General features: G+C 60.7%; 17 protein-coding genes. 7 read left to right on the top strand and 10 right to left on the bottom strand.

What is annotated here, in order from left to right:
* Window positions 1–23 precede the first annotated feature (23 nt).
* A complete protein-coding gene (locus DFP86_RS02800; protein ID WP_133678488.1) occupies window positions 24–782 on the top strand; it encodes a sulfite exporter TauE/SafE family protein in 759 nt (252 codons plus the stop codon).
* Here DFP86_RS02800 and DFP86_RS02795 read toward each other — a convergent pair.
* The 5 genes from DFP86_RS02795 to recA all read right to left on the bottom strand — a co-directional run bounded on the left by DFP86_RS02795 (window position 764) and on the right by recA (window position 7,780).
* Window positions 764–2,428: a hybrid sensor histidine kinase/response regulator gene (locus DFP86_RS02795; protein ID WP_166642125.1), complete on the bottom strand. Its 1,665-nt coding sequence runs from the start codon at window positions 2,426–2,428 to the stop codon at window positions 764–766. The genes DFP86_RS02800 and DFP86_RS02795 overlap by 19 nt on opposite strands.
* A 175-nt stretch (window positions 2,429–2,603) precedes the next feature.
* Entirely contained in the window at window positions 2,604–3,383 is a 780-nt protein-coding gene (locus DFP86_RS02790) for a substrate-binding periplasmic protein (protein WP_166642124.1), read from the bottom strand.
* Between the two features lie 150 nt (window positions 3,384–3,533).
* Entirely contained in the window at window positions 3,534–6,167 is a 2,634-nt protein-coding gene (gene alaS, locus DFP86_RS02785; protein ID WP_133678485.1) for an alanine--tRNA ligase, read from the bottom strand.
* A gap of 113 nt (window positions 6,168–6,280) precedes the next feature.
* On the bottom strand, window positions 6,281–6,706 hold the full coding sequence (recX, locus tag DFP86_RS02780) for a recombination regulator RecX (protein ID WP_243729287.1): 426 nt from the start codon (window positions 6,704–6,706) through the stop codon (window positions 6,281–6,283).
* An 18-nt stretch (window positions 6,707–6,724) separates the two neighbouring features.
* On the bottom strand, window positions 6,725–7,780 hold the full coding sequence (gene recA / locus DFP86_RS02775; protein ID WP_133678483.1) for a recombinase RecA: 1,056 nt from the start codon (window positions 7,778–7,780) through the stop codon (window positions 6,725–6,727).
* Window positions 7,781–8,081: 301 nt separating this feature from the next.
* Here recA and hrcA point away from each other — a divergent pair, with 301 nt between their 5' ends.
* From hrcA to recR, 5 genes are all read left to right on the top strand, one after another.
* Entirely contained in the window at window positions 8,082–9,104 is a 1,023-nt protein-coding gene (gene hrcA / locus DFP86_RS02770; protein ID WP_133678482.1) for a heat-inducible transcriptional repressor HrcA, read from the top strand.
* Between the two features lie 68 nt (window positions 9,105–9,172).
* The gene (gene mltB / locus DFP86_RS02765; RefSeq protein ID WP_133678481.1) at window positions 9,173–10,180 is read left to right on the top strand and encodes a lytic murein transglycosylase B; all 1,008 of its coding nucleotides are present in this window, start codon (window positions 9,173–9,175) and stop codon (window positions 10,178–10,180) included.
* A gap of 54 nt (window positions 10,181–10,234) precedes the next feature.
* The gene (gene dnaX / locus DFP86_RS02760; RefSeq protein WP_133678480.1) at window positions 10,235–12,100 is read left to right on the top strand and encodes a DNA polymerase III subunit gamma/tau; all 1,866 of its coding nucleotides are present in this window, start codon (window positions 10,235–10,237) and stop codon (window positions 12,098–12,100) included.
* Between the two features lie 3 nt (window positions 12,101–12,103).
* The gene (locus DFP86_RS02755; RefSeq protein ID WP_133678479.1) at window positions 12,104–12,442 is read left to right on the top strand and encodes a YbaB/EbfC family nucleoid-associated protein; all 339 of its coding nucleotides are present in this window, start codon (window positions 12,104–12,106) and stop codon (window positions 12,440–12,442) included.
* Window positions 12,442–13,038, top strand: coding sequence for a recombination mediator RecR (gene recR, locus DFP86_RS02750; RefSeq protein ID WP_133678478.1), 597 nt, complete (start codon window positions 12,442–12,444; stop codon window positions 13,036–13,038). Before DFP86_RS02755 ends, recR begins: the two co-directional genes overlap by 1 nt.
* A 64-nt stretch (window positions 13,039–13,102) precedes the next feature.
* On the opposite strand, the gene DFP86_RS02745 is transcribed toward recR, so the two are convergent.
* From DFP86_RS02745 to DFP86_RS02725, 5 genes are all read right to left on the bottom strand, one after another.
* On the bottom strand, window positions 13,103–14,128 hold the full coding sequence (locus tag DFP86_RS02745) for a C1 family peptidase (RefSeq protein ID WP_166642123.1): 1,026 nt from the start codon (window positions 14,126–14,128) through the stop codon (window positions 13,103–13,105).
* Window positions 14,129–14,436: 308 nt separating this feature from the next.
* Window positions 14,437–15,069 carry a MarC family protein gene (locus DFP86_RS02740; protein ID WP_133678476.1) on the bottom strand — a complete coding sequence of 211 codons (633 nt, stop codon included), beginning with the start codon at window positions 15,067–15,069 and terminating at the stop codon, window positions 14,437–14,439.
* Window positions 15,070–15,134: 65 nt separating this feature from the next.
* The gene (dapE, locus tag DFP86_RS02735; protein WP_133678475.1) at window positions 15,135–16,262 is read right to left on the bottom strand and encodes a succinyl-diaminopimelate desuccinylase; all 1,128 of its coding nucleotides are present in this window, start codon (window positions 16,260–16,262) and stop codon (window positions 15,135–15,137) included.
* Window positions 16,259–16,609, bottom strand: coding sequence for an ArsC family reductase (locus tag DFP86_RS02730; RefSeq protein WP_133678474.1), 351 nt, complete (start codon window positions 16,607–16,609; stop codon window positions 16,259–16,261). The genes dapE and DFP86_RS02730 overlap by 4 nt, the downstream gene beginning before the upstream one ends.
* A gap of 141 nt (window positions 16,610–16,750) precedes the next feature.
* Window positions 16,751–18,433, bottom strand: a complete 1,683-nt coding sequence (locus tag DFP86_RS02725) for a long-chain-fatty-acid--CoA ligase (protein WP_133678473.1) — start codon at window positions 18,431–18,433, stop codon at window positions 16,751–16,753.
* Window positions 18,434–18,705: 272 nt separating this feature from the next.
* Here DFP86_RS02725 and rimP point away from each other — a divergent pair, with 272 nt between their 5' ends.
* Window positions 18,706–19,131, top strand: coding sequence for a ribosome maturation factor RimP (gene rimP / locus DFP86_RS02720; protein ID WP_133678472.1), 426 nt, complete (start codon window positions 18,706–18,708; stop codon window positions 19,129–19,131).
* Window positions 19,132–19,174: the final 43 nt, after the last annotated feature.

Below are 19,174 nucleotides of genomic sequence, written 5' to 3'. Positions count from 1 at the left end.
TCGGCATTGCTTTGGAGTGCGCCATGTTGACGTTGTCTTTGTTGTGCTTGTTTGCCTTTAGTGCCGGCCTGATCGATTCCGCCGTTGGCGGCGGGGGGCTGGTGCAGATTCCCGCGATCTTTACTTTGCTGCCGCGCGAGTTACCGGTCAATTTGCTTGGCAGCAACAAACTGGTGTCGGCGCTGGGAACCTCGTTTGCCGCCCGAAGTTATCTAAAGCGCGTACGTTTGCCTTGGGCGGTGATCTTGCCCGCGGCTTGCGCCGCTTTCGCCATGGCCTTTGTCGGCGCCGCTGCCGTTTCGCTGGTACCGAAAAACCTGCTTCGCCCCCTGGTGCTGGTGCTGATGCTGCTCATCGGATGGTATACCCTGCAGAAGAAGGACTTTGGCGCCTTGCATGTGCCGCGCGACATTGGTACGCGCGAAAAAGCCATGGCGCTGTTGTTCGGCGCCGGGATCGGATTTTACGATGGGTTGTTTGGGCCTGGCACGGGTAGCTTCCTGATTTTTCTGTTTATCCGCTATTACGGCTTCGATTTCATTCATGCCTCGGCATCGGCCAAGCTGGTCAACCTGGCGACCAATATCGCCGCCTTGGTATTTTTCATTCCGGCGCAGCATGTGTTATATCGCTATGCACTCCCGATGGGGGTTTGCAATATTCTAGGCGCCGTGGCGGGAAGCTGGTTGGCCATTCGGCAAGGCACCGTCTTCGTGCGCAAATTATTCCTCTGCTTGACGGGGGGGCTGATCCTCAAGCTGGGTTACGATTTGTTGGTCTGAGGTTCGGCAGGGGATGTTTCCGACAAGGCATGCGGGCAGGTCTGCAGGGCTAGGCAGACAGTGCGCAGGTCCTGTTTGACGTGCGGGAGTAGCGCCTTGATACGAGCGCTGTCCTGTTCCAGTACCGCTTTTTCCAGTGCAATGCAGCGAGCCGTGATCAGGTCGTTGCACATCAGCCGGGTGACACCTTGCAGGTGGTGCAGCGTTTCCGCCAGCAGGGTGGTGTCCGGTGCGGCATAGCCTTTGCATAGCACAAGCAGATCGGCTTGCACGCTCTCGCGGGCGGCGCCCAGGAATTGCCGGCCGAACACTGCATCGCCGCGGATCAATTTCCGCAGCACCTGCAGATTCAGCGGTTCCCGGTTGGAAGGATCGGGCAGGCAGCGTCGTAAAGTCTGTGTCAGTACTTGCGGCAGTACGGGCTTTTCTAGTCCTGCATCGAACAGTACGCCGGTGCGGATCTGTGCGCTGCCGGTGGTCATGCCGATGATGGTTTGATGCGCGCTGGCGCGGCGGCGTTCGATGCGGCGGATGATCCGTGCCATCGCCGGGCCGTTCATGCCCGGAAGATGCCAGTCGACCAATACGACGTCGAACGGCTGTTTGATCCATAAGCGTAAAGCTTCCACGCCATCCGCGCACGAGGTGACGCTAATGCCCAGTTGGGCCAGGTCGCGTTCTAGCAGCGTGCGGTTTGCCAACTCGTCCTCGACCAGCAGAATGTTCAACCCGGTTAGGCATTCGGTCGGCACGGTGCAGGGGACTCGCTCATCCAGCTTGCCGACCGCCACGGTGAAATTCAGTTGGATGGTGGTGCCATCGCCCGGCTGGCTGTCTACCCGCATTTCACCCCGCATCTTCCGGATCAGTTGGCGGCAGAGAAAAAGCCCCAGCCCGTGTCCGCCATATTGCTGGCGCCGGCTTTCCCCAGCGGGTTGGAACGGCTGATCCAATTCCGCGCGCAAAGCGGGGGGCATACCGATGCCGCTATCGCGCAACTCGACGTGTATCCGGCATTGGCCGGCTTGGGCCGCTTCGGTTGCCACGTAAAGGGAAATACCACCCTCGTGGGTATACTTGACCGCATTGGCCAGCAGGTTCTGCAAAATCTGACGAAAACGCAGCGGATCGATGATGACCACCGGCACTTGTAGATGGGTCTCGAACTGCAATGCCAGTTGTCGGCTCTCGACGATGGGGCGGTAGATCTGGCGGATTTCCTCGAGAAAGCCCGCCAGCTCGCAGGGCACCGGGTGCAGATTGAGCTGGTTGTGGTCTAGCCGACTTTGCGTGATCAAGTCGTCCAACAATACCTGCAACGAGGTCGTTGCATGCCATGCCGCGCGCTGTAGCGCGCGGCGACTGCTTTCGTCCGCCTTGTCTTCGAGCGACAGTTCGATTAGCCGGGCAATGGCGGTGAGCGGCGTGCGTACCTCGTGACTGATCAATGCCTGCAGGCTGGATTTCGAAGCCGACGCCTCTCGTTCGGCTTGTGCTTGGCGTCGCCGTTGTGTGCGCCATAGTCGTAGGCCGACACCGCCTACCGAGGCGAGTAATAAAAGTAACAGCGCCACCAGCGGGGCCGGAGAGACGATTTCCTGCAGCACGGTGAGTTGTGCGGATTGATAGTCACTGGTGTTTCCCATGAGCATTCCTGTTCCGTTCGAACCGATTGAGCCGCATTCGGCATAACTGCCAATAAGAAAATATTTAAAATGATGCACATAATAGGTTTAAAATGGCAAGTTTGCACTGGGGAGGGGGAAAAAGACGTAGCGGCCGTGTCATACAAGGCCGCTAGGGGGAGAGGCGGATGGCGAATTACGGCTTGCTGTGTTCCAAGAAGAGGCGCCGGGTTTGTTCCAGTGTGCCGTTTTGCTGCAGGGTTTTGATTGCCGCTTGCAGGCGGGCAACCGTGGTCGCCGATGTGCCGATGCTGGCCGCCAGGTAGAGTGGTTCCTGGCCCGCGCCAGGCAAGGGCATCACCTTTTGGAAGCCGGCCCGGTTGTCGCGCTGCTGTTTCAATTCCTGAGCCAGGCCCGCCGGCGAGTTGACCAGCAAGGGCACGGTGCCTGTTTGTACCAGTCGCATGCAGTCGGCGAAACTGTCGGCGGTGATGTAATGCCGATCTGGTTGGAAGCCGAGTTTTTGCAGGTCGTCTTCGACGATGTCCTTGCGTACGACGCAGACAGTGCAGCAAGACTTGATAGCGCTAAGCTTGGTCGGCGCGATGCTATCGTGCCCGGTGGCGCGATAGAACCAGTCGTCGCGTCGCATCAGTTCGCCGATCCAGATAAATTGGTTCTCGCGTTCCTTGCTGCGCGACAGGCTGAAGATCAGCGTATTCGGCCGGTTTTTGCCCATGAAGAAGGCGCGGGCCCAGGGGACGATCTTGATCGGCGTTTGAAATTTGGCTTCGGCCAGGATGGCTTGAACCATTGCGACGTTAGGGCCTGATACCGCGCCGTCGGCGGTGGTGTATTGGTACGGGGCCCACTCCTCGGTGACCACCATCAGCTCGTTGGTTGCCACGCGATCCGCCCAAACGGGTAGGCTGAGCAGCAGAAGCATCGGCAACAGACATCGCCAGAACAAGCGCATGATCATTTCTTTCCGGCTGGGTAGTGAATCATCGATCGAGGCCGTAAGAACATTATATGTTTTCTTACCCGCAGCTGCTGAAACGGCTATGGCCATTTCGCAGCTGCGCGGGGTGAAAGAAGCCCGTACTGGTGTACGGGCGGTCTACGGTCAGAGCTTGGCAGCGACCCAGTTGGCGACGCCTGCGAGCGCTTGCGGCAGCTGTGTCGGGTCGGTACCGCCTGCCTGGGCCATGTCCGGACGGCCCCCGCCCTTGCCGCCGACTTGCTGTGCGACGCTGTTGACCAATTCGCCGGCCTTGAGTCGGCTGGTCAGATCGGCGGTAACGCCGGCCACCAGCGACACCTTGCCGTCCTGGACGGATGCCAGCACGATGGCAGCCGAGCGCAGCTTGTCCTTCAGCTTGTCCAGGGTTTCGCGCAGCGCGTTGCTGTCGGCCCCCGGCAGTTCCGCTGCCAGAACTTTGACGCCCTTGATGTCCTGCGCCTGTTCGACCAGCGCTTCACCGGCATTGGCCGCCAGCTTCTGCTTCAGTTGGGCCAGTTCCTTGTCGAGCGATTTCATCTGGTCTTGCAGTGTCGTCACGCGCTGAACGATCTCATCGCTTTGCTGGGCCTTCAACCGCAACGCCAGATCCCGCAGCAGGGCGTCCTGAGCCTGGATATGGGCCAGGGCGCCTTCGCCGGTCAGGGCTTCGATGCGGCGTACGCCGGCTGCGACCCCGCTTTCGGCAACGAGTTTGAACAGGCCGATATCGCCGGTGCGGGCGACGTGGGTGCCGCCGCACAGTTCGGTGGAGAACTCGCCCATCTTCAGTACGCGAACTTCGTCGCCGTACTTCTCGCCGAACAGCGCCATGGCGCCGGCGCGGATGGCGTCGTCGTAGGACATGGTGGTCGCGCTGATCGGATAGTTGGCGGCAATCACATGGTTAACCACGCGCTCGATCTCTACCATCTGTTCGGTACTGACCGCTTCAGTGTGGGCGAAGTCGAAACGGGTGCGCTCGGCGTTGACCAGCGAGCCCTTCTGGGCGACATGGTTGCCCAGAACGTGGCGCAGCGCGGCGTGCAGCAAGTGGGTCGCCGAGTGGTTACGCGCCGTGGCCTGCCGCTGGTGCAGATCGATGGTGGCGGCCACTTGGTCGCCCACTTTCAGCGAGCCCTTGACCAGCCGGCCTTTGTGGCCGAATACAGCCGCCTGAATCTTTTGCGTGTCGACGACATCGAACAAGGCGCCGACGCCGCCGGCAATCGAGAGCTCTCCCCGGTCGCCGATCTGGCCACCGCCTTCGGCATAGAACGGCGTCTTGTCGAGAACGACGATACCTTCGTCGCCGGCGTCAAGCGTCTCGACCTGTTCCTGGCCCTTGTAAAGCGCCAGTACCGTGGCATCGACGCTGGCTTTTTCGTAGCCGTTGAATAGTGTGTCTTCGCCGCTGTAGTCGACGTTGCCGGCCATCTTGAAGCTGGATGCGGCGCGGGCACGAGCACGCTGGGCTTCCATCTCGCGCTCGAAGCCGTCGAGGTCGGCCTCGATGCCGCGCTCGCGGCAGATGTCGGCGGTTAGGTCGACCGGGAAGCCGAATGTGTCATACAACTTGAACAGCGTGTTGCCTTCCAGGCGCTGTTTGCCGCCGGACAACGCTTCTTCCAGCAAGGCCATGCCGTTATCCAGGGTTTCGGCGAAGCGTTGCTCCTCCTGGCGCAGCGCATCCTCGATCTCGGCCTGGTGCACGGCGAGTTCCGGGAAGGCGGCGCCCATCTGTTCGACCAGGTCGGCGACCAGTCGATGCAGGAACAGGCCTTTTTGACCCAGTTTGTAACCGTGGCGAATGGCGCGTCTGATGATACGGCGCAGTACGTAGCCACGACCGTCGTTGGACGGCAGTACGCCGTCGGCGATCAGAAAAGATACCGCGCGGATGTGGTCGGCGATGACCTTGAGCGAGGGCGTCTCTTGACTGAACGGCACGCCGGTTTCGCGCGCGGCGGCGGCAATCAAATTCTGGAACAGGTCGATTTCGTAGTTGGCGTGCACATGCTGCATCACGGCGGAAATACGCTCCAGCCCCATACCGGTGTCGACGGAGGGTTTCGGCAGCGGGTGCATGGTGCCGCTTTCATCGCGGTTGAATTGCATGAACACGCAATTCCAGATTTCGATAAAGCGGTCGCCATCTTCTTCCGGGCTTCCCGGAGGGCCGCCCCAGATATGATCGCCGTGGTCGTAGAAAATCTCGGTACACGGGCCGCACGGGCCGGTGTCGCCCATCTGCCAGAAGTTGTCGGAAGCGTAGGGCGCGCCTTTGTTGTCGCCGATGCGGACGATCTTTTGTTCCGGTACGCCGATTTCGCGTGCCCAGATTTCGAACGCTTCGTCATCGCTGGCGTAGACGGTGACCATCAGCTTGTCCTTGGGGATGGCCAGCCATTGCGGGCTGGTCAGGAACTCCCAGGCGAAGTGGATCGCATCGCGCTTGAAATAGTCGCCGAAGCTGAAGTTGCCCAGCATTTCGAAGAAAGTGTGGTGGCGGGCGGTGTAGCCGACGTTTTCCAAATCGTTGTGCTTGCCGCCTGCCCGCACGCACTTTTGCGAAGAAGTCGCCCGGTTGTATGGACGTTTTTCGAAGCCGAGGAACACGTCCTTGAACTGATTCATGCCGGCATTGGTGAAAAGCAGCGTCGGGTCGTTGCCCGGCACCAGCGAGCTGGAGGACACCACCTGGTGACCTTTGGAAGCAAAGAAGTCCAGAAATTTCTGGCGAATTTCAGCTGTTTTCATAGATCTGTCTGTATTAGGCTTGGGCTAGTGCGGTATTTGTCCGCCATATTTGCCTTGAATGTAATGGCCATAGTTTCGCAAGGCCGGGGCTTGCTGGCAAGCCGCGCGTCGGTTTATTCGTTGTCGTCGAGGCGACCGGCGAGAATTTTACGGATGATTTCCGGCGGAAAACCTCGCGCGGCGAGAAAGCGCGCTTGGCGCGCCTTATCTTGCGGGGAGTCGGGGAGGGTGCCGAACTTGCGCTGCCAGACGGCGCGGGCGGTGGCCAGATCGTCCTGGCTCGACAGCGCTTCGTCGATCAATTCGCCGCTGACCCCTTTTTCGCGCAGGTGTTGGCGTAGACGCAGGCTGCCGTATTTGCCGGCCCGGCTGCGGGAGAACTGCTCGGCGAATCGCTGATCTGATTGCCAGGTGCGCTCGGCCAACTGGTCGAGCACCTGAGCAAGCTCTTCGGGCGACTGGGCGTGCGGGCGTAGTCGTTGAGTGAGTTCGCGGCGCGAATATTCGCGCCGCGACAACAAGTCGATGGCTCGCGCCATCAAGCTTTTTTCCATGCCTTAGAGAACGCTGTCTTCCAGCGTTTCCGGATCGCCGCCGTCTTCCGTGATGGCGACGTTTACGCCGACGGTTTCACGCACCTTGCGCTCCACTTCCTTGGCAATGGCCGAATTTTCCTTGAGGAATTCGCGCACATTGTCCTTGCCCTGACCGATCTTCTGGCCGTTATGGCTGTACCAGGCGCCGGACTTCTCGATGAAGCCGTGCTGCACGCCCATCTCGATGATTTCCCCTTCGCGCGAGATGCCCTCGCCGTAAAGGATGTCGAACTCGGCTTGCCTGAACGGCGGGGACACCTTGTTCTTGACGACTTTGACGCGGGTCTCGTTACCGACGACTTCCTCGCCTTTCTTGATGCTGCCGATCCGGCGAATGTCCAGGCGCACCGAGGCGTAGAATTTGAGCGCGTTACCGCCGGTGGTGGTTTCTGGATTGCCGAACATCACGCCGATCTTCATGCGGATCTGGTTGATGAAGATCACCAGGGTGTTGGTGCGCTTGATGTTACCGGTCAGCTTGCGCAGCGCCTGCGACATCAGCCGGGCCTGCAGGCCGACGTGCGAGTCGCCCATTTCGCCTTCGATTTCCGCCTTCGGCACCAGCGCGGCCACCGAGTCGACCACGATGACGTCGACGCCGCTGGAACGCACCAGCATGTCGCAGATTTCCAGCGCCTGTTCGCCGGTGTCCGGCTGAGAGATCAGCAGATCTTCGACCTTGACGCCGAGCTTCTGGGCATAGACCGGATCGAGCGCGTTTTCGGCATCGATATAGGCGCATGTGCCGCCGAGCTTCTGTGCCTCGGCCACCACCTGCAAGCACAGCGTTGTCTTACCGGAGGACTCCGGCCCGTAAATCTCGACGACCCGGCCGCGCGGCAGGCCGCCGACGCCAAGCGCCAGATCCAAGCCCAGCGAACCGGTGGAGATCACCTGCAGATTCTCCGTGATCTGGTTGTCGCTCATGCGCATGATCGACCCTTTGCCGAACTGCTTTTCGATCTGCGCAAGGGCGGCCGCCAGGGCGCGGCTCTTGTCTTCGGTACGCTCCGCCATGCTATCTCCAATATGTGTGAATGTCGTTCGAGCCTGTACAGGCTCTTAAGGGCCGGATTATCGCATAATGAGGAGGGTAGACAAATGAATCTGGCGAGGACTTGCCAATTTCAGTGTCGTCTCCACATAACTATTCAACCGGTAAGCTTTTTTCCCTTTCGGCAACTGACTTGTCCGGCACAATTGATAGTGTACATAATCAAAACGGCGTTGTCACTTGATATTGTACAAAATCACTGCGGCGCCGGCTTGGCGAGGGCGGTACTGTTGTTGCGCGGAGGGTTGTGCCAGAATGCAAAGCATGCTCAATCAACGTTCGGAACGTCTGCTCAAGACCCTGGTCGAGCTTTACATCGCGGACGGCCAGCCGGTCGGCTCGCGCACGCTGGCCATGGCCAGCGGCCTCGACCTGTCCTCGGCGTCCATCCGCAATATGCTGTCCGACCTCGAAGCCATGGGGCTGGTCGCTGCGCCGCACACTTCGGCTGGCCGTATCCCGACCTCGCGCGGCTATCGGCTGTTCGTCGATCGGCTGCTCACGGTGTCGCCGCTGGAGAGCGACGCGGTTCGCGAGCTGGAGTCCGGCTTGCAGCCGGACAGTCCGCAGCGCTTGGTGCATGCCGCTTCGTCCCTGTTATCCGAACTGACCCATTTCGCCGGTGTGGTGCTGACGCCGCAACGCTCGGACGTCGCATTTCGCCAAGTGGAGTTCCTGCGCCTGTCCGAGCGGCGCGTACTGTTGATTCTGGTCACGCTCGATGGCGATGTGCAGAACCACTTGTTGCAGACCGCGCGCGACTACGCGCCGGGCGAACTGGTCGAAGCCGGCAATTTCCTCAACCAGCACTACGCCGGGCAGGGGATGATAGGCATTGCCCATCGTCTGGAGACCGAGTTGGCCGGCATTAAGCGCGATATCACCGAGCTGATGTCGGCCGCCATCGATTTTGGCCGGCAATCGATACGGTCATCTGCCGAGTCGGTGATGATCAGTGGCGGCAATAATCTGCTGCATGTGCGCGATCTGTCGGAGAACATGACTCGGTTGCGCGAGCTGTTCGATGTCTTCGAGCACAAGACGGAGTTGCTCGGTCTGCTCAATCAAAGTCGTGGGGCGCAGGGCGTCAGCCTATACATTGGCGACGAATCCGGCGTCATCACGCTCGACGAATGCAGCGTTGTCACCGCCCCTTACCGCATCAACGGTCAGGTGGTCGGCACGCTTGGCGTGATCGGCCCGACGCGCATGGCCTACGAACGTGTGATTCCGATTGTCGACATCACCGCCCGACTGGTGTCGAATGCGCTGTCATACGGCGAATAACCGCGATGCGCTGCCAGGCCGGCGCAGTCCACAAAAGATCGTAAACAGGCTTTAAAAGAATGGATGTCATGAAAAAAACGATATTGGCGGCGCTGTTCGCCGCCACGCCGCTGTTGGCCCAGGCCGACGCCGCCTTCCTCGCCCGACCTGACGTGCAACGGTATATCGACGAGAAGGTGGCGACCGGCCAGTTTTCGCGCCCCGAGCTCGAGGCCGTGTTCGCCAATGTCGACGTTAAGCCGCGCATTATCGAAATCATGGATCGCCCATCCACCTCGCGACCCTGGTACCAATTTCGCGCCAACTTCTTCAACGAAAAACTGCTCAACGATGGCGTCGCCTTCTGGACGGCGCACCGGGAGGCGCTCGAACGTGCCGAGAAGGTCTACGGCGTCGAGCCGGAGGTGATCGTGGCGATCCTCGGTATCGAGACCCACTATGGTCGCAACACCGGCAGCTTCCGCGTGGTCGATGCGCTGTCGACGCTGGGCTTCGATTACCCTCGTCGCGCCGATTACTTCCGTAACGAATTGACCGAACTGCTGCTGTTGGCCCACGAGGAGCGGCTCGACCCGATGACCTTCAAGGGGTCGTATGCCGGTGCGATGGGCTGGCCGCAGTTCATGCCGTCGAGCTTCCGTAAGTGGGCGGTGGATTTCGACAGCAGCGGCCATCGAGACATCTGGAACAATGCCGACGACGCAATCGGCAGCGTGGCCAACTACTTCCACCTGCATGGCTGGATACATGGCGACGACACCGTCATTCCGGCCGACGTGGCGCCGGGGCCGGAGGTTGACGCGCTGTCGGCCGATAAGTTCAACCTGCACTACACGGCGGCGGAACTGGCCGAGATGGGCATCCGCCCGCAGGTGCCGCTCGCGCGCGATGTGCGTGCGGTGCTGGTGCCGCTAGAGGTGGCGCCCGGCGTCACGCAATACTGGCTGGGACTTAACAACTTCTACGTCATTACCCGCTACAACAAGAGTACGCTCTACGCCAAGGTGGCGCAGGAGATCGCCCGCGAGATCAAGTCGCGGTATCTGGCGTCGGCGTATGGCCAGACGCCGAACTGATTTCCCGGAGAAAGATTTCGCCATCCCGGTCAATTGCCATTAGAATCCGCCTCCATGACCTATCAAGTTCTAGCCCGTAAGTGGCGGCCCAAGCGCTTCGCCGACCTGGTCGGCCAGGAGCACGTGGTGCGCGCGCTAAAGAACGCGCTGACCGACGCGCGGCTGCATCATGCCTACCTGCTGACCGGCACGCGCGGGGTGGGTAAAACCACCATCGCCCGTATTCTGGCCAAGAGCCTGAATTGCGAACTGGGCGTCGGGGCCGAGCCGTGCGGCGAATGCGCCGCTTGCCGCCAGATCGATGCCGGCCGTTTCGTCGACTTGTTGGAAATCGATGCTGCGTCCAATACCGGCATCGACAACATCCGCGAAGTGCTGGAAAACGCTCAGTACGCACCGAGCCTGGGGCGCTTCAAGGTATACATCATCGACGAAGTGCACATGCTGTCGAAGAGTGCCTTCAACGCCATGCTCAAGACGCTCGAGGAGCCGCCGGCGCACGTGAAGTTCATCCTGGCGACCACCGACCCGCAAAAGGTGCCGGTCACGGTGCTGTCGCGTTGCCTGCAGTTCAATCTGCGCAACATGACGCCGCAACAGATATCGGGCCATCTCGCGCATGTGCTGGAGCAAGAGGGTGTGGCCTTCGATACGGCGTCGTTGTCGCTGCTGGGCCGCGCGGCATCGGGCTCGATGCGCGACGCGTTGTCGCTGCTCGACCAGGCCATCGCCTATGGCGTTGGCGAAGTGCGCGAGGAGGGGGTGCGCGCGATGCTCGGCGCCGTCGACCGGCGTTATCTGTTCGAGCTGGCCGAGGCTTTGGCCGATGCGGACGGCCCTCGGCTGATGAGCGAGGCGGCTCTCCTTGCCGAGCGTAGCATCGGTTTCGACGGTGCACTGGCGGAAATGGCGCTCTTGTGGCACCAAGTCGCGCTGATGCAGACCGTGCCGGATGCCATTGCCGACGACGAGCCGGAGCGTGAAACATTGGCGCAGCTCGCCGCGCGAGTCGCGCCGGAAGACGTGCAACTTTATTACCAGATCGCCTTGCATGGCCGACGAGATCTGGCGTTGGCGCCGGACGAACTGGCCGGCTTCTCGATGACGCTGCTGCGCATGTTGGCTTTCCATCCTCGCCAGGCCGTCGATACCGGTTCGGCGCCGGCGCAAAGTACGCCGGCTGCCGGCGGAGCGCCGAAGCCGCCGCCACCGCGCCCGCCGGCAAGCACCGGCTCGCATGGCGCCGCGGCGGCCAAGGATCTGCTGGCTCAATTGAGTGGTCGTCCGGTGCGTGCCGAGCGGGATGCGCCGCCGCCTGCCGAGCCAGAATCCGAGCCCGCGCCCGAGCCCGAGCCTGCAGTGCCGGCGGCTAGGGCGATCGCCGCAACGCCTGCCGTGCCCGCAGTGCAACAGACAGAATCTACGCCGCCGTGGGATGACGAACAGGAAGCGACGGCCTTGGGCGTGATGCCGCCGACCGACGACGATTACGTGCCCGAGCCACCGGCTGCGGCGCCTGAACTCGCCGTGTTCGACGGCGACTGGATCGCGCTGATCGGCGAACTGGGTCCGCGCATGGGGGCGGCACGCATGCTGGCGCAAAACGCCATGCTCAAGTCGTTCGACGGCCGTCATTTGGCGCTCGCGGTGCCCGACAGCTTTCGCCATCTGGCGGCGCGCGATTACCAGGAAAAACTCAAGAGCGTGCTGGCCGAGCGATTCGGCGACGCACTCATTGTCACGGTGAGCGTCGAGGATCTTGGGGGCGACACCCCCGCGATGAAAGACGCCCGCGATCGCCAGGAGCAATTGGCGACGGCGCGGCAATCACTGGAAACCGATGCCGTGGTTCAGCAGTTTGTGCGCGATTTCGACGCCAGGCTGCTCACGGATACCATTCAACCCATGCAGGAGTCGTAAGCAATGTTCGGAAAAGGCGGTATGGCCGGCCTGATGAAGCAGGCGCAGCAAATGCAGGAAAACATGAAGAAGGCGCAGGAAGAGCTGGCGAGCATCGAAGTCGAAGGCCAAGCCGGCGCCGGTATGGTCAAGGTGGTCATGACCTGTGGGCACGACGTCAAGCGTGTAGCGATCGACGATAGCCTGCTGACCGATGCTGCCGACGACAAGGAAATGTTGGAAGACCTGATCGCCGCCGCGGTCAACGACGCGGTGCGCAAAGCCGAGGCGACCTCGCAGGAAAAAATGGCTGGCTTTACCTCCGGCCTCAGCCTGCCGCCGGGCATGAAGTTTCCCTTCTGATGAAAAACCCGCCTTCGCTCGATCATTTGATCGCGGCGTTAAAGGTTCTGCCGGGCGTTGGGCCGAAATCGGCCCAACGCATGGCCTTTCACCTGCTGCAGCGCGAACAGGCAGGGGCGGAGAAGCTCGCCCGAGCGCTCGATCGTGCGTTGAGTAGCCTAGTGCACTGCGAGCGCTGCAATACCTTCAGCGAAACGCCATTGTGCAACTTGTGCGCCGATAGCGAGCGCAATCAAAGCCAGCTGTGCGTGGTCGAAATGCCTGCCGACCTGTTGATGCTGGAGCAGGCACGCTGCTTCGACGGTCTGTATTTCGTGCTGATGGGGCGTATCTCGCCGCTAGAGGGCCTCGGCCCGCGTGAAGCCAATCTGGATAAGCTGCTGTTGCGCGCGCAGGACGGCGTGGTCGAGGAGGTGATCTTGGCCACCAATTTCACCGCCGAGGGCGAGGTGACCGCCCACATGATCGGCGAGCTCTTGAAGCAGCGCGGTCTCAAGGTTAGCCGTATTGCGCGCGGTATGCCGGTGGGCGGCGAGCTTGAACATGTCGACCCCGGCACGCTGGCACAAGCCCTCTATGAGCGACGCCAGGCATAAGGTCTGGCACGGGCGGTGAATGCCGCGCCAGCCCGGCATCGCCGAGCTGGCGCGAGTCGCGCGACTAGCTGCCTGCCGGCGATAATTGCGACGGCGTGATGGTCGGGCCGTCGGCCAAGGTCATCTGGTCGCCGAATTGCGTATCGCCGCTCAGCTCCTGATAGCTAATCAGGAAGAAGCCGTTCTCGCCCCAGTCGGTTCCCCAACTGTTCTTGACGATGAAGGCCTGTGCCTTGTCGTCCCAACCGACGATCACGATGGCGTGATTGCCGACATAGTCGCCGGAAGTATGGCGATAAACGCCCGAGTCGTAGTAGTAAAAATCCTCATAGACACGCATGGTGGTCACCAGCGGTCCGCTCGAGTAGAGCGCATTTTTCAGCAGGCTGACACTGGGTGTTGCATTGCTCACGACGTATTTCCAGCTTTTCAGCCGATATGCGGCGTTGCGCCAGCCCGCCGCCGCTTGGCTGCAAGCGGTATCGGCGGCGGTATAGCGGAAGTAACGCTCATTCGCATCGCCGGTCCCGACCAAGAACTTGGACGCCTGATCCGGCCAGCCGCCATCGCAACTGCCGGCATTGCTGCAGGACAAGACGATCTGCTCCGACAAGTCGAGGTTCGAGCCTGGGGCGTTGTTGTTGATCATCGCCTTGGATTCCAGCGCGGCGGTGACGGCAAAGGCCCAGCAGCTGCCGCATTGCCCTTGATTTTTGATCGAGGAGACATAGTTGCGTCCGCTGACATTGCGCCAATCGTATTGTGCCGGCAATGCCGCGGCACCCGGGTGCTCGAATGCCGGATTGGTGAACGAGGGCAGGTTGTGACTGCCCTCCGGTACCCCCGTCATGCGCTGTTTGGCGCTAAACGACAAGCGCGCCACATTGGTGAGTCGTGCCTGCCAACCGGCTGCGCTACGCTGGATGTCGCTTCGGATACGGGCGAGTTTGGCGACCGCCGCAAGATCGCTGGCGGTCATCGCCTCGCTCGCTGTGGCGGGTTCCGAGGGGGCCGCGAATGACCAGCCGGGCAGCAGTAACGATGTGAGAAATGCCGCGGCAAGGGTGCGGCGTTTGATCGAGTATGGCATGAAAAGCTCCAATCGGATCGTTGACCAAAAGGGCTTGGGTCGCTCGGAGTTCGAGCGACCCATGCAAGCCTTCGCACCCCAAAGTGGCGCGGCGACTTGCCGTCAGTGTGGGAGTTCGTTGGCAAACGATGACTGATCTTCTAGCCAGCGCTAGCGGGAAAAAAGTTGGCTAACTAGCGAGCGCGCGAGTTTTGTCAACTCGCCTTAAGGGGAAGGGTGGGGCGGGAACGATTTTCCCGGAAGGGCGTACAACGTTGCGTGCATTGCCTTCGGCGAAAGCACGCAACGCCCTGGCGTCAACGCGCCAATTAATGATTGCCGAGGAGCGGGAATAGCCGGTAGAGGCCGTCGACCATGATTTCCACCGACAGCGCGGCGAGCAGCATACCCATGACGCGGTTGACGATGTTGATGCCGGTCTTGCCCAGTACGCGGCTGATCGGCGTGGCCATGTTGAGTGCGCCGTAGCAGACGATGGCAACCATCATGCCGCTGACGATGATCTTGAGTACGTCGAGCCAGCTGTGTGCCGTGGTGGCGTAGATGATGACTGTCGAAATGGCGCCAGGGCCGGACATCAGCGGAATCGCCAACGGCACGACCGCGATGTTGGCCTTGGATTCGGCTTCGCTGCGCTCTTCGTCGGTGGTTTTGGTCGGCGTCGGCTGGGCGTTCATCATCGCCAGCGCGATCATCAGCACCAGCAACCCGCCGGCAACCTGGAACGAACCGATGCTGATGCCGAGAAAGCTCAGCAGCCCCTGGCCGACCAGCGAGAACAGGCAGACTACGGCGGCAATGGTGATCGAGGCGAGCTTGGCGATCTTCTTGCGCTCGGCTTGGCTGCTGTGCGGCGTGAGACCGATAAAGATCGGCACCGCCGACAGCGGGTTGATCAGCACTAAGAGTGCCATGAAGATTTTGCTGACTTCGAGTTCCATGCCGTCTTTCTGTCGGAGTAATGCGGACGTCGTCAATTACCACGACGGCCGCGCAAGATGATACCCTAAATCAATAGATTTTCCAGCGTATTGAAGTAGACCTGCGTCAAAAGATTGATATCTTGTAGCGCAATTCTCTCATTCAGCTTGTGGATTGTGGCGTTGATAGGACCGAATTCGACCAGCTCGCGCGCGATGCGCTTGATGAAGCGGCCATCGGAAGTGCCCCCGGTGGTCGAGAGCTCGGTGTCTGTGTTGCACACCGAACGGATCGCCGCGCCGATTGCGGCGGTCAATTTTCCCGGCTCTGTCAGGAACGGGTTGCCGGATAGCGTCCAGACGAGGTCATAGTCCAGGCTGTGTCGGTCGAGGATGGCGTGTACCGCGGCTTTGAGCGAATCGGCCGTTTGCTCGGTCGAGAAGCGGAAATTGAAGCGTAGTTCGGCCGTGCCGGGAATCACGTTGCCTGCGCCTGTGCCGGCGTTGAGATTGGAAACCTGCCAGGATGTCGGCGGAAAATGCGCATTGCCGCGATCCCATACCTGTTCGGTCAGCTCGGCCAGTGCCGGAGCCAGCAGATGAATCGGGTTTTTCGCCAAGTGCGGGTAGGCGATGTGTCCCTGCTGGCCCTTGACGGTCAGCGTGCCCGATAGCGAACCGCGTCGGCCGTTCTTGATGGTGTCGCCCAGACGGTCGACCGAGGTGGGTTCGCCGACGATGCAGTAATCGATGATCTCGCCGCGCGCAGCCAAGGCGTCGACCACGCGCACCGTGCCGTCGACGGCATCGCCTTCCTCATCCGATGTGATCAATAGGGCGATGGTGCCGGGATGGTCGGGGTGGCGCGCAACGAACTGTTCGATGGCGCAAACGAAGGCGGCCAGCGAGGTTTTCATGTCGGCCGCGCCGCGGCCGTACAGGAAGCCGTCGCGCACCGTCGGTTCGAATGGCGGACTGTCCCAGCCGGCCAACGGGCCAGCCGGTACCACATCGGTATGCCCGGCGAGGCAGACCACCGGGCTGCCTGCGCCGCGGCATGCCCAGAAATTATCCACCTGGCCGTGTCGCATGCGTTCGACCCTGAAGCCGATGGCCTCCAGTCGGGCGATCATCAACGCCTGGCAGCCGGCATCGTCGGGGGTGCCGGAGGGAAGGCGAATCAGCGCCTCGGTCAGCGAAAGCGTATCGTTCATCGGCCAAACACCTCGCTATAGTACGTTGCATCGAAGCCCAGCACGGTACGATCCGTCGCTTCGATCACCGGGCGCTTGATCAGCGAGGGGTGCGCGCGCATCAGCGCGATCGCGTCGGCCGGCGTATCCGCCACGGCGCGCTCCTCGTCGGTGAGCGCGCGCCAGGTCGTGCCCTGGCGGTTGAGCACGCGATTCAAGCCGCAAGTCTCGATCCAACGCGCGAGCCGAGCATCGTCGATGCCCTGTTTTTTGAAATCGTGAAATTGATAGGGGATATCCTGCTCGTCCAGCCACTGGCGGGCTTTTTTGACGCTGCTGCAGTTGGGGATGCCGTAAACGATGGTCATGGCGCCATGGGGTAGTGGGTCAGAATAGCCAATATTAGCATCAGCCGCCGGCCAGAACATGATTTTGGGCCCGCCCGAACAGGTTTTTATAAACCCCTGTCCGGACGGGCCCAAATCAAACGCGGGCGCGACGACGATCTATCAGGCGGCGACTTTGCCGACCTCCTGATCGCGTAGTGCGCGGCGCAGAATCTTGCCAACGTTGGTCTTCGGCAGTTCGTCGCGGAACTCGATATGGCGCGGCACCTTGTAACCGGTCAGATTGTGGCGGCAATACTGCTTGATGCTATCCTCGTTGAGCGCCGGATCCTTGCGCACCACGAAGATTTTGACCGCTTCGCCGGAATGTTCGTCGGGCACGCCGATACAGGCCACCTCGAGTACGCCCGGCATGGCGGCGACCACATCTTCGATCTCGTTCGGGTAAACGTTGAAGCCCGAAACCAGAATCATGTCCTTCTTGCGATCGACCAGTTTGACGTAGCCGTCCGGCGTCATCAGCGCCATGTCGCCAGTGGCCAGGTAGCCATCCGGTCCGATGACCTTGGCGGTTTCGTCGGGGCGGTTCCAATAACCCTTCATGACTTGCGGCCCGCGAATGCATAATTCGCCCGATTGGCCCAACGGTACCTCGTTGCCGTCGGTGTCGCGGATCTGAATTTCGGTCGATGGCACCGGCAAGCCAATGGTGCCGTTGTAGGCCGGCATGTCGAGCGGGTTGATGCAGGCGGCAGGCGATGTCTCCGTCAGACCGTAGGCCTCGGCGAGGATCACGCCGGTCACTTGCGACCACTTGTCGGCTACCGCCTTTTGCACCGCCATGCCGCCGCCCAGCGCCAAGCGCCAAGTGGAGAAGTCAACCGTCGCGAAATCGGGGCTGTGCAGCAAGGCGTTGAATAGCGTGTTGACGCCGGTCATGGCCGTAACCGGGTATTTCTTGATTTCCTTGACGAAGCCGGGGATGTCGCGAGGATTGGTGATCAGTACGTTGAGTGCGCCAACCTCAGTGAATACCATCAGGTTCGCCGTCAGCGAAAAGATGTGGTAGAGCGGCAGGGCGGTGATGATGACTTCCTGCCCCTCGCGGACTACCGGTTTCACCCATTCGCCGGCCTGTAGCATGTTGGCGATAATATTGCTGTGGAGCAGCATGGCGCCCTTGGCCACGCCGGTGGTGCCGCCGGTGTATTGCAGGAATGCGATGTCGTCGTGGCCGATGTCGACCGGGGTGGGCGCCTGGCGACTGCCGAGCGCTAGGGCGTCGTTGAAACGTTGGTGGCCGGGAATGCGCCAGGCCGGCACCATCTTCTTGATTTTCCGTACCACGAAATTCACCAGCTGCGCGCGCGGGAAGCCTAGTAGATCGCCGATGGCGGTGACGACCACATGCTTGACCGGGGTGCGCGGCAGTACTTCTTCCAGGACGCTGGCGAAATTTTCCAGGATCACGATGGTATCGACGCCGGCGTCGACCAACTGGTGTTCCAATTCGCGCGGGGTGTAGAGCGGATTGACATTGACCACGGTCAGGCCGGCGCGTAACGCGCCGAAGACGCAAACCGGATATTGCAGCAGGTTCGGCATCATTACAGCGACACGCGAGCCCTTGGGCAATTTCAATTGATGTTGCAAATAGGAGGCGAAGTCGGCGCTCAGACGATCTAGATCGCCGTAGCTGAGAATTTTGTCCATGTTGGCCAGTGCCGGCCGATCACGGAATTTCTGCACGCTTTTCTCGAAAACATCGACAACCGACTGGAATGTATTGATGTCGATCTCGTGCGCGACCCCTGCCTGGTAACTTTTTAACCAGATCTTTTCCATCGTAAAGCATCTCCCTCGTGCTTCGAGCGCGCGGGCATGCCGCTGGCATGTGGCTGCTGGCGTCGTCTCGGCGTTGTTTGCGTATTGGTTTTATGACTGTGATTATGACATTCGCGCTGCTAATTTACATAAGTGATTTTCGTGCGTCAAAATTGATGCTCTCGGGGTGGAAACAGCTATTAGCGTGCGAGTTTTCTTTTTGGCCGGAATACGTTACAATCCCGGCGTTTAGGGATGGGCGTTTCGCCCATTTTTTATTTGTGGGAAAAGCAATGGATGTGCGTTTGCTGCTTGAAAATACGTTGCCGGGTCTAGGCTATGAACTGGTTGATTGCGAACTGGCGCCGGGCGGTAGCATGCGGGTGTTTATCGACAAGCCCGGTGGCATTACCGTCGAAGACTGCGTTACGGTCAGCAATCACCTGACCCGGTTGTTCATGGTCGAAGATGTCGACTACGAGCGGCTCGAGGTCTCCTCGCCGGGCCTGGATCGCCCGCTCAAGAAAGAAGCGGATTTCGTGCGTTTTGTCGGTCAGTTGGCCAAGATCAAGACGCGCTTGCCGATCGAGCAGCAGAAGAAGTTTATGGGCCGACTGGCCGGTTTCGAGGAGGGTAATGTGAAACTGGAAGTGGAAGGCCGCATCGTGGACATCCCGTTCGCCAACATCGACAAGGCCAGGCTAGAGCCTGAGTTCTGAATCGGACTGGACGGCCGTGGGCCACGAACAAGACAAGAATTCC

This window comes from Paludibacterium purpuratum (assembly GCF_004363805.1).
Lineage (GTDB): Bacteria > Pseudomonadota > Gammaproteobacteria > Burkholderiales > Chromobacteriaceae > Paludibacterium > Paludibacterium purpuratum.
Note: the sequence above shows the minus strand (reverse complement) of the source record. Positions and strands in the feature narration are given on the sequence as shown.

Bases quoted from the DNA above. Each gene is read 5' to 3' on its own strand.
- DFP86_RS02800 (WP_133678488.1), top strand. From the start codon at position 24: ATGTTGACGTTGTCTTTGTTGTGCTTGTTTGCCTTTAGTGCCGGCCTG.
- DFP86_RS02795 (WP_166642125.1), bottom strand. From the start codon at position 2,428: ATGGGAAACACCAGTGACTATCAATCCGCACAACTCACCGTGCTGCAG.
- DFP86_RS02790 (WP_166642124.1), bottom strand. From the start codon at position 3,383: ATGCGCTTGTTCTGGCGATGTCTGTTGCCGATGCTTCTGCTGCTCAGC.
- alaS (WP_133678485.1), bottom strand. From the start codon at position 6,167: ATGAAAACAGCTGAAATTCGCCAGAAATTTCTGGACTTCTTTGCTTCC.
- recX (WP_243729287.1), bottom strand. From the start codon at position 6,706: ATGGCGCGAGCCATCGACTTGTTGTCGCGGCGCGAATATTCGCGCCGC.
- recA (WP_133678483.1), bottom strand. From the start codon at position 7,780: ATGGCGGAGCGTACCGAAGACAAGAGCCGCGCCCTGGCGGCCGCCCTT.
- hrcA (WP_133678482.1), top strand. From the start codon at position 8,082: ATGCTCAATCAACGTTCGGAACGTCTGCTCAAGACCCTGGTCGAGCTT.
- mltB (WP_133678481.1), top strand. From the start codon at position 9,173: ATGAAAAAAACGATATTGGCGGCGCTGTTCGCCGCCACGCCGCTGTTG.
- dnaX (WP_133678480.1), top strand. From the start codon at position 10,235: ATGACCTATCAAGTTCTAGCCCGTAAGTGGCGGCCCAAGCGCTTCGCC.
- DFP86_RS02755 (WP_133678479.1), top strand. From the start codon at position 12,104: ATGTTCGGAAAAGGCGGTATGGCCGGCCTGATGAAGCAGGCGCAGCAA.
- recR (WP_133678478.1), top strand. From the start codon at position 12,442: ATGAAAAACCCGCCTTCGCTCGATCATTTGATCGCGGCGTTAAAGGTT.
- DFP86_RS02745 (WP_166642123.1), bottom strand. From the start codon at position 14,128: ATGCCATACTCGATCAAACGCCGCACCCTTGCCGCGGCATTTCTCACA.
- DFP86_RS02740 (WP_133678476.1), bottom strand. From the start codon at position 15,069: ATGGAACTCGAAGTCAGCAAAATCTTCATGGCACTCTTAGTGCTGATC.
- dapE (WP_133678475.1), bottom strand. From the start codon at position 16,262: ATGAACGATACGCTTTCGCTGACCGAGGCGCTGATTCGCCTTCCCTCC.
- DFP86_RS02730 (WP_133678474.1), bottom strand. From the start codon at position 16,609: ATGACCATCGTTTACGGCATCCCCAACTGCAGCAGCGTCAAAAAAGCC.
- DFP86_RS02725 (WP_133678473.1), bottom strand. From the start codon at position 18,433: ATGGAAAAGATCTGGTTAAAAAGTTACCAGGCAGGGGTCGCGCACGAG.
- rimP (WP_133678472.1), top strand. From the start codon at position 18,706: ATGGATGTGCGTTTGCTGCTTGAAAATACGTTGCCGGGTCTAGGCTAT.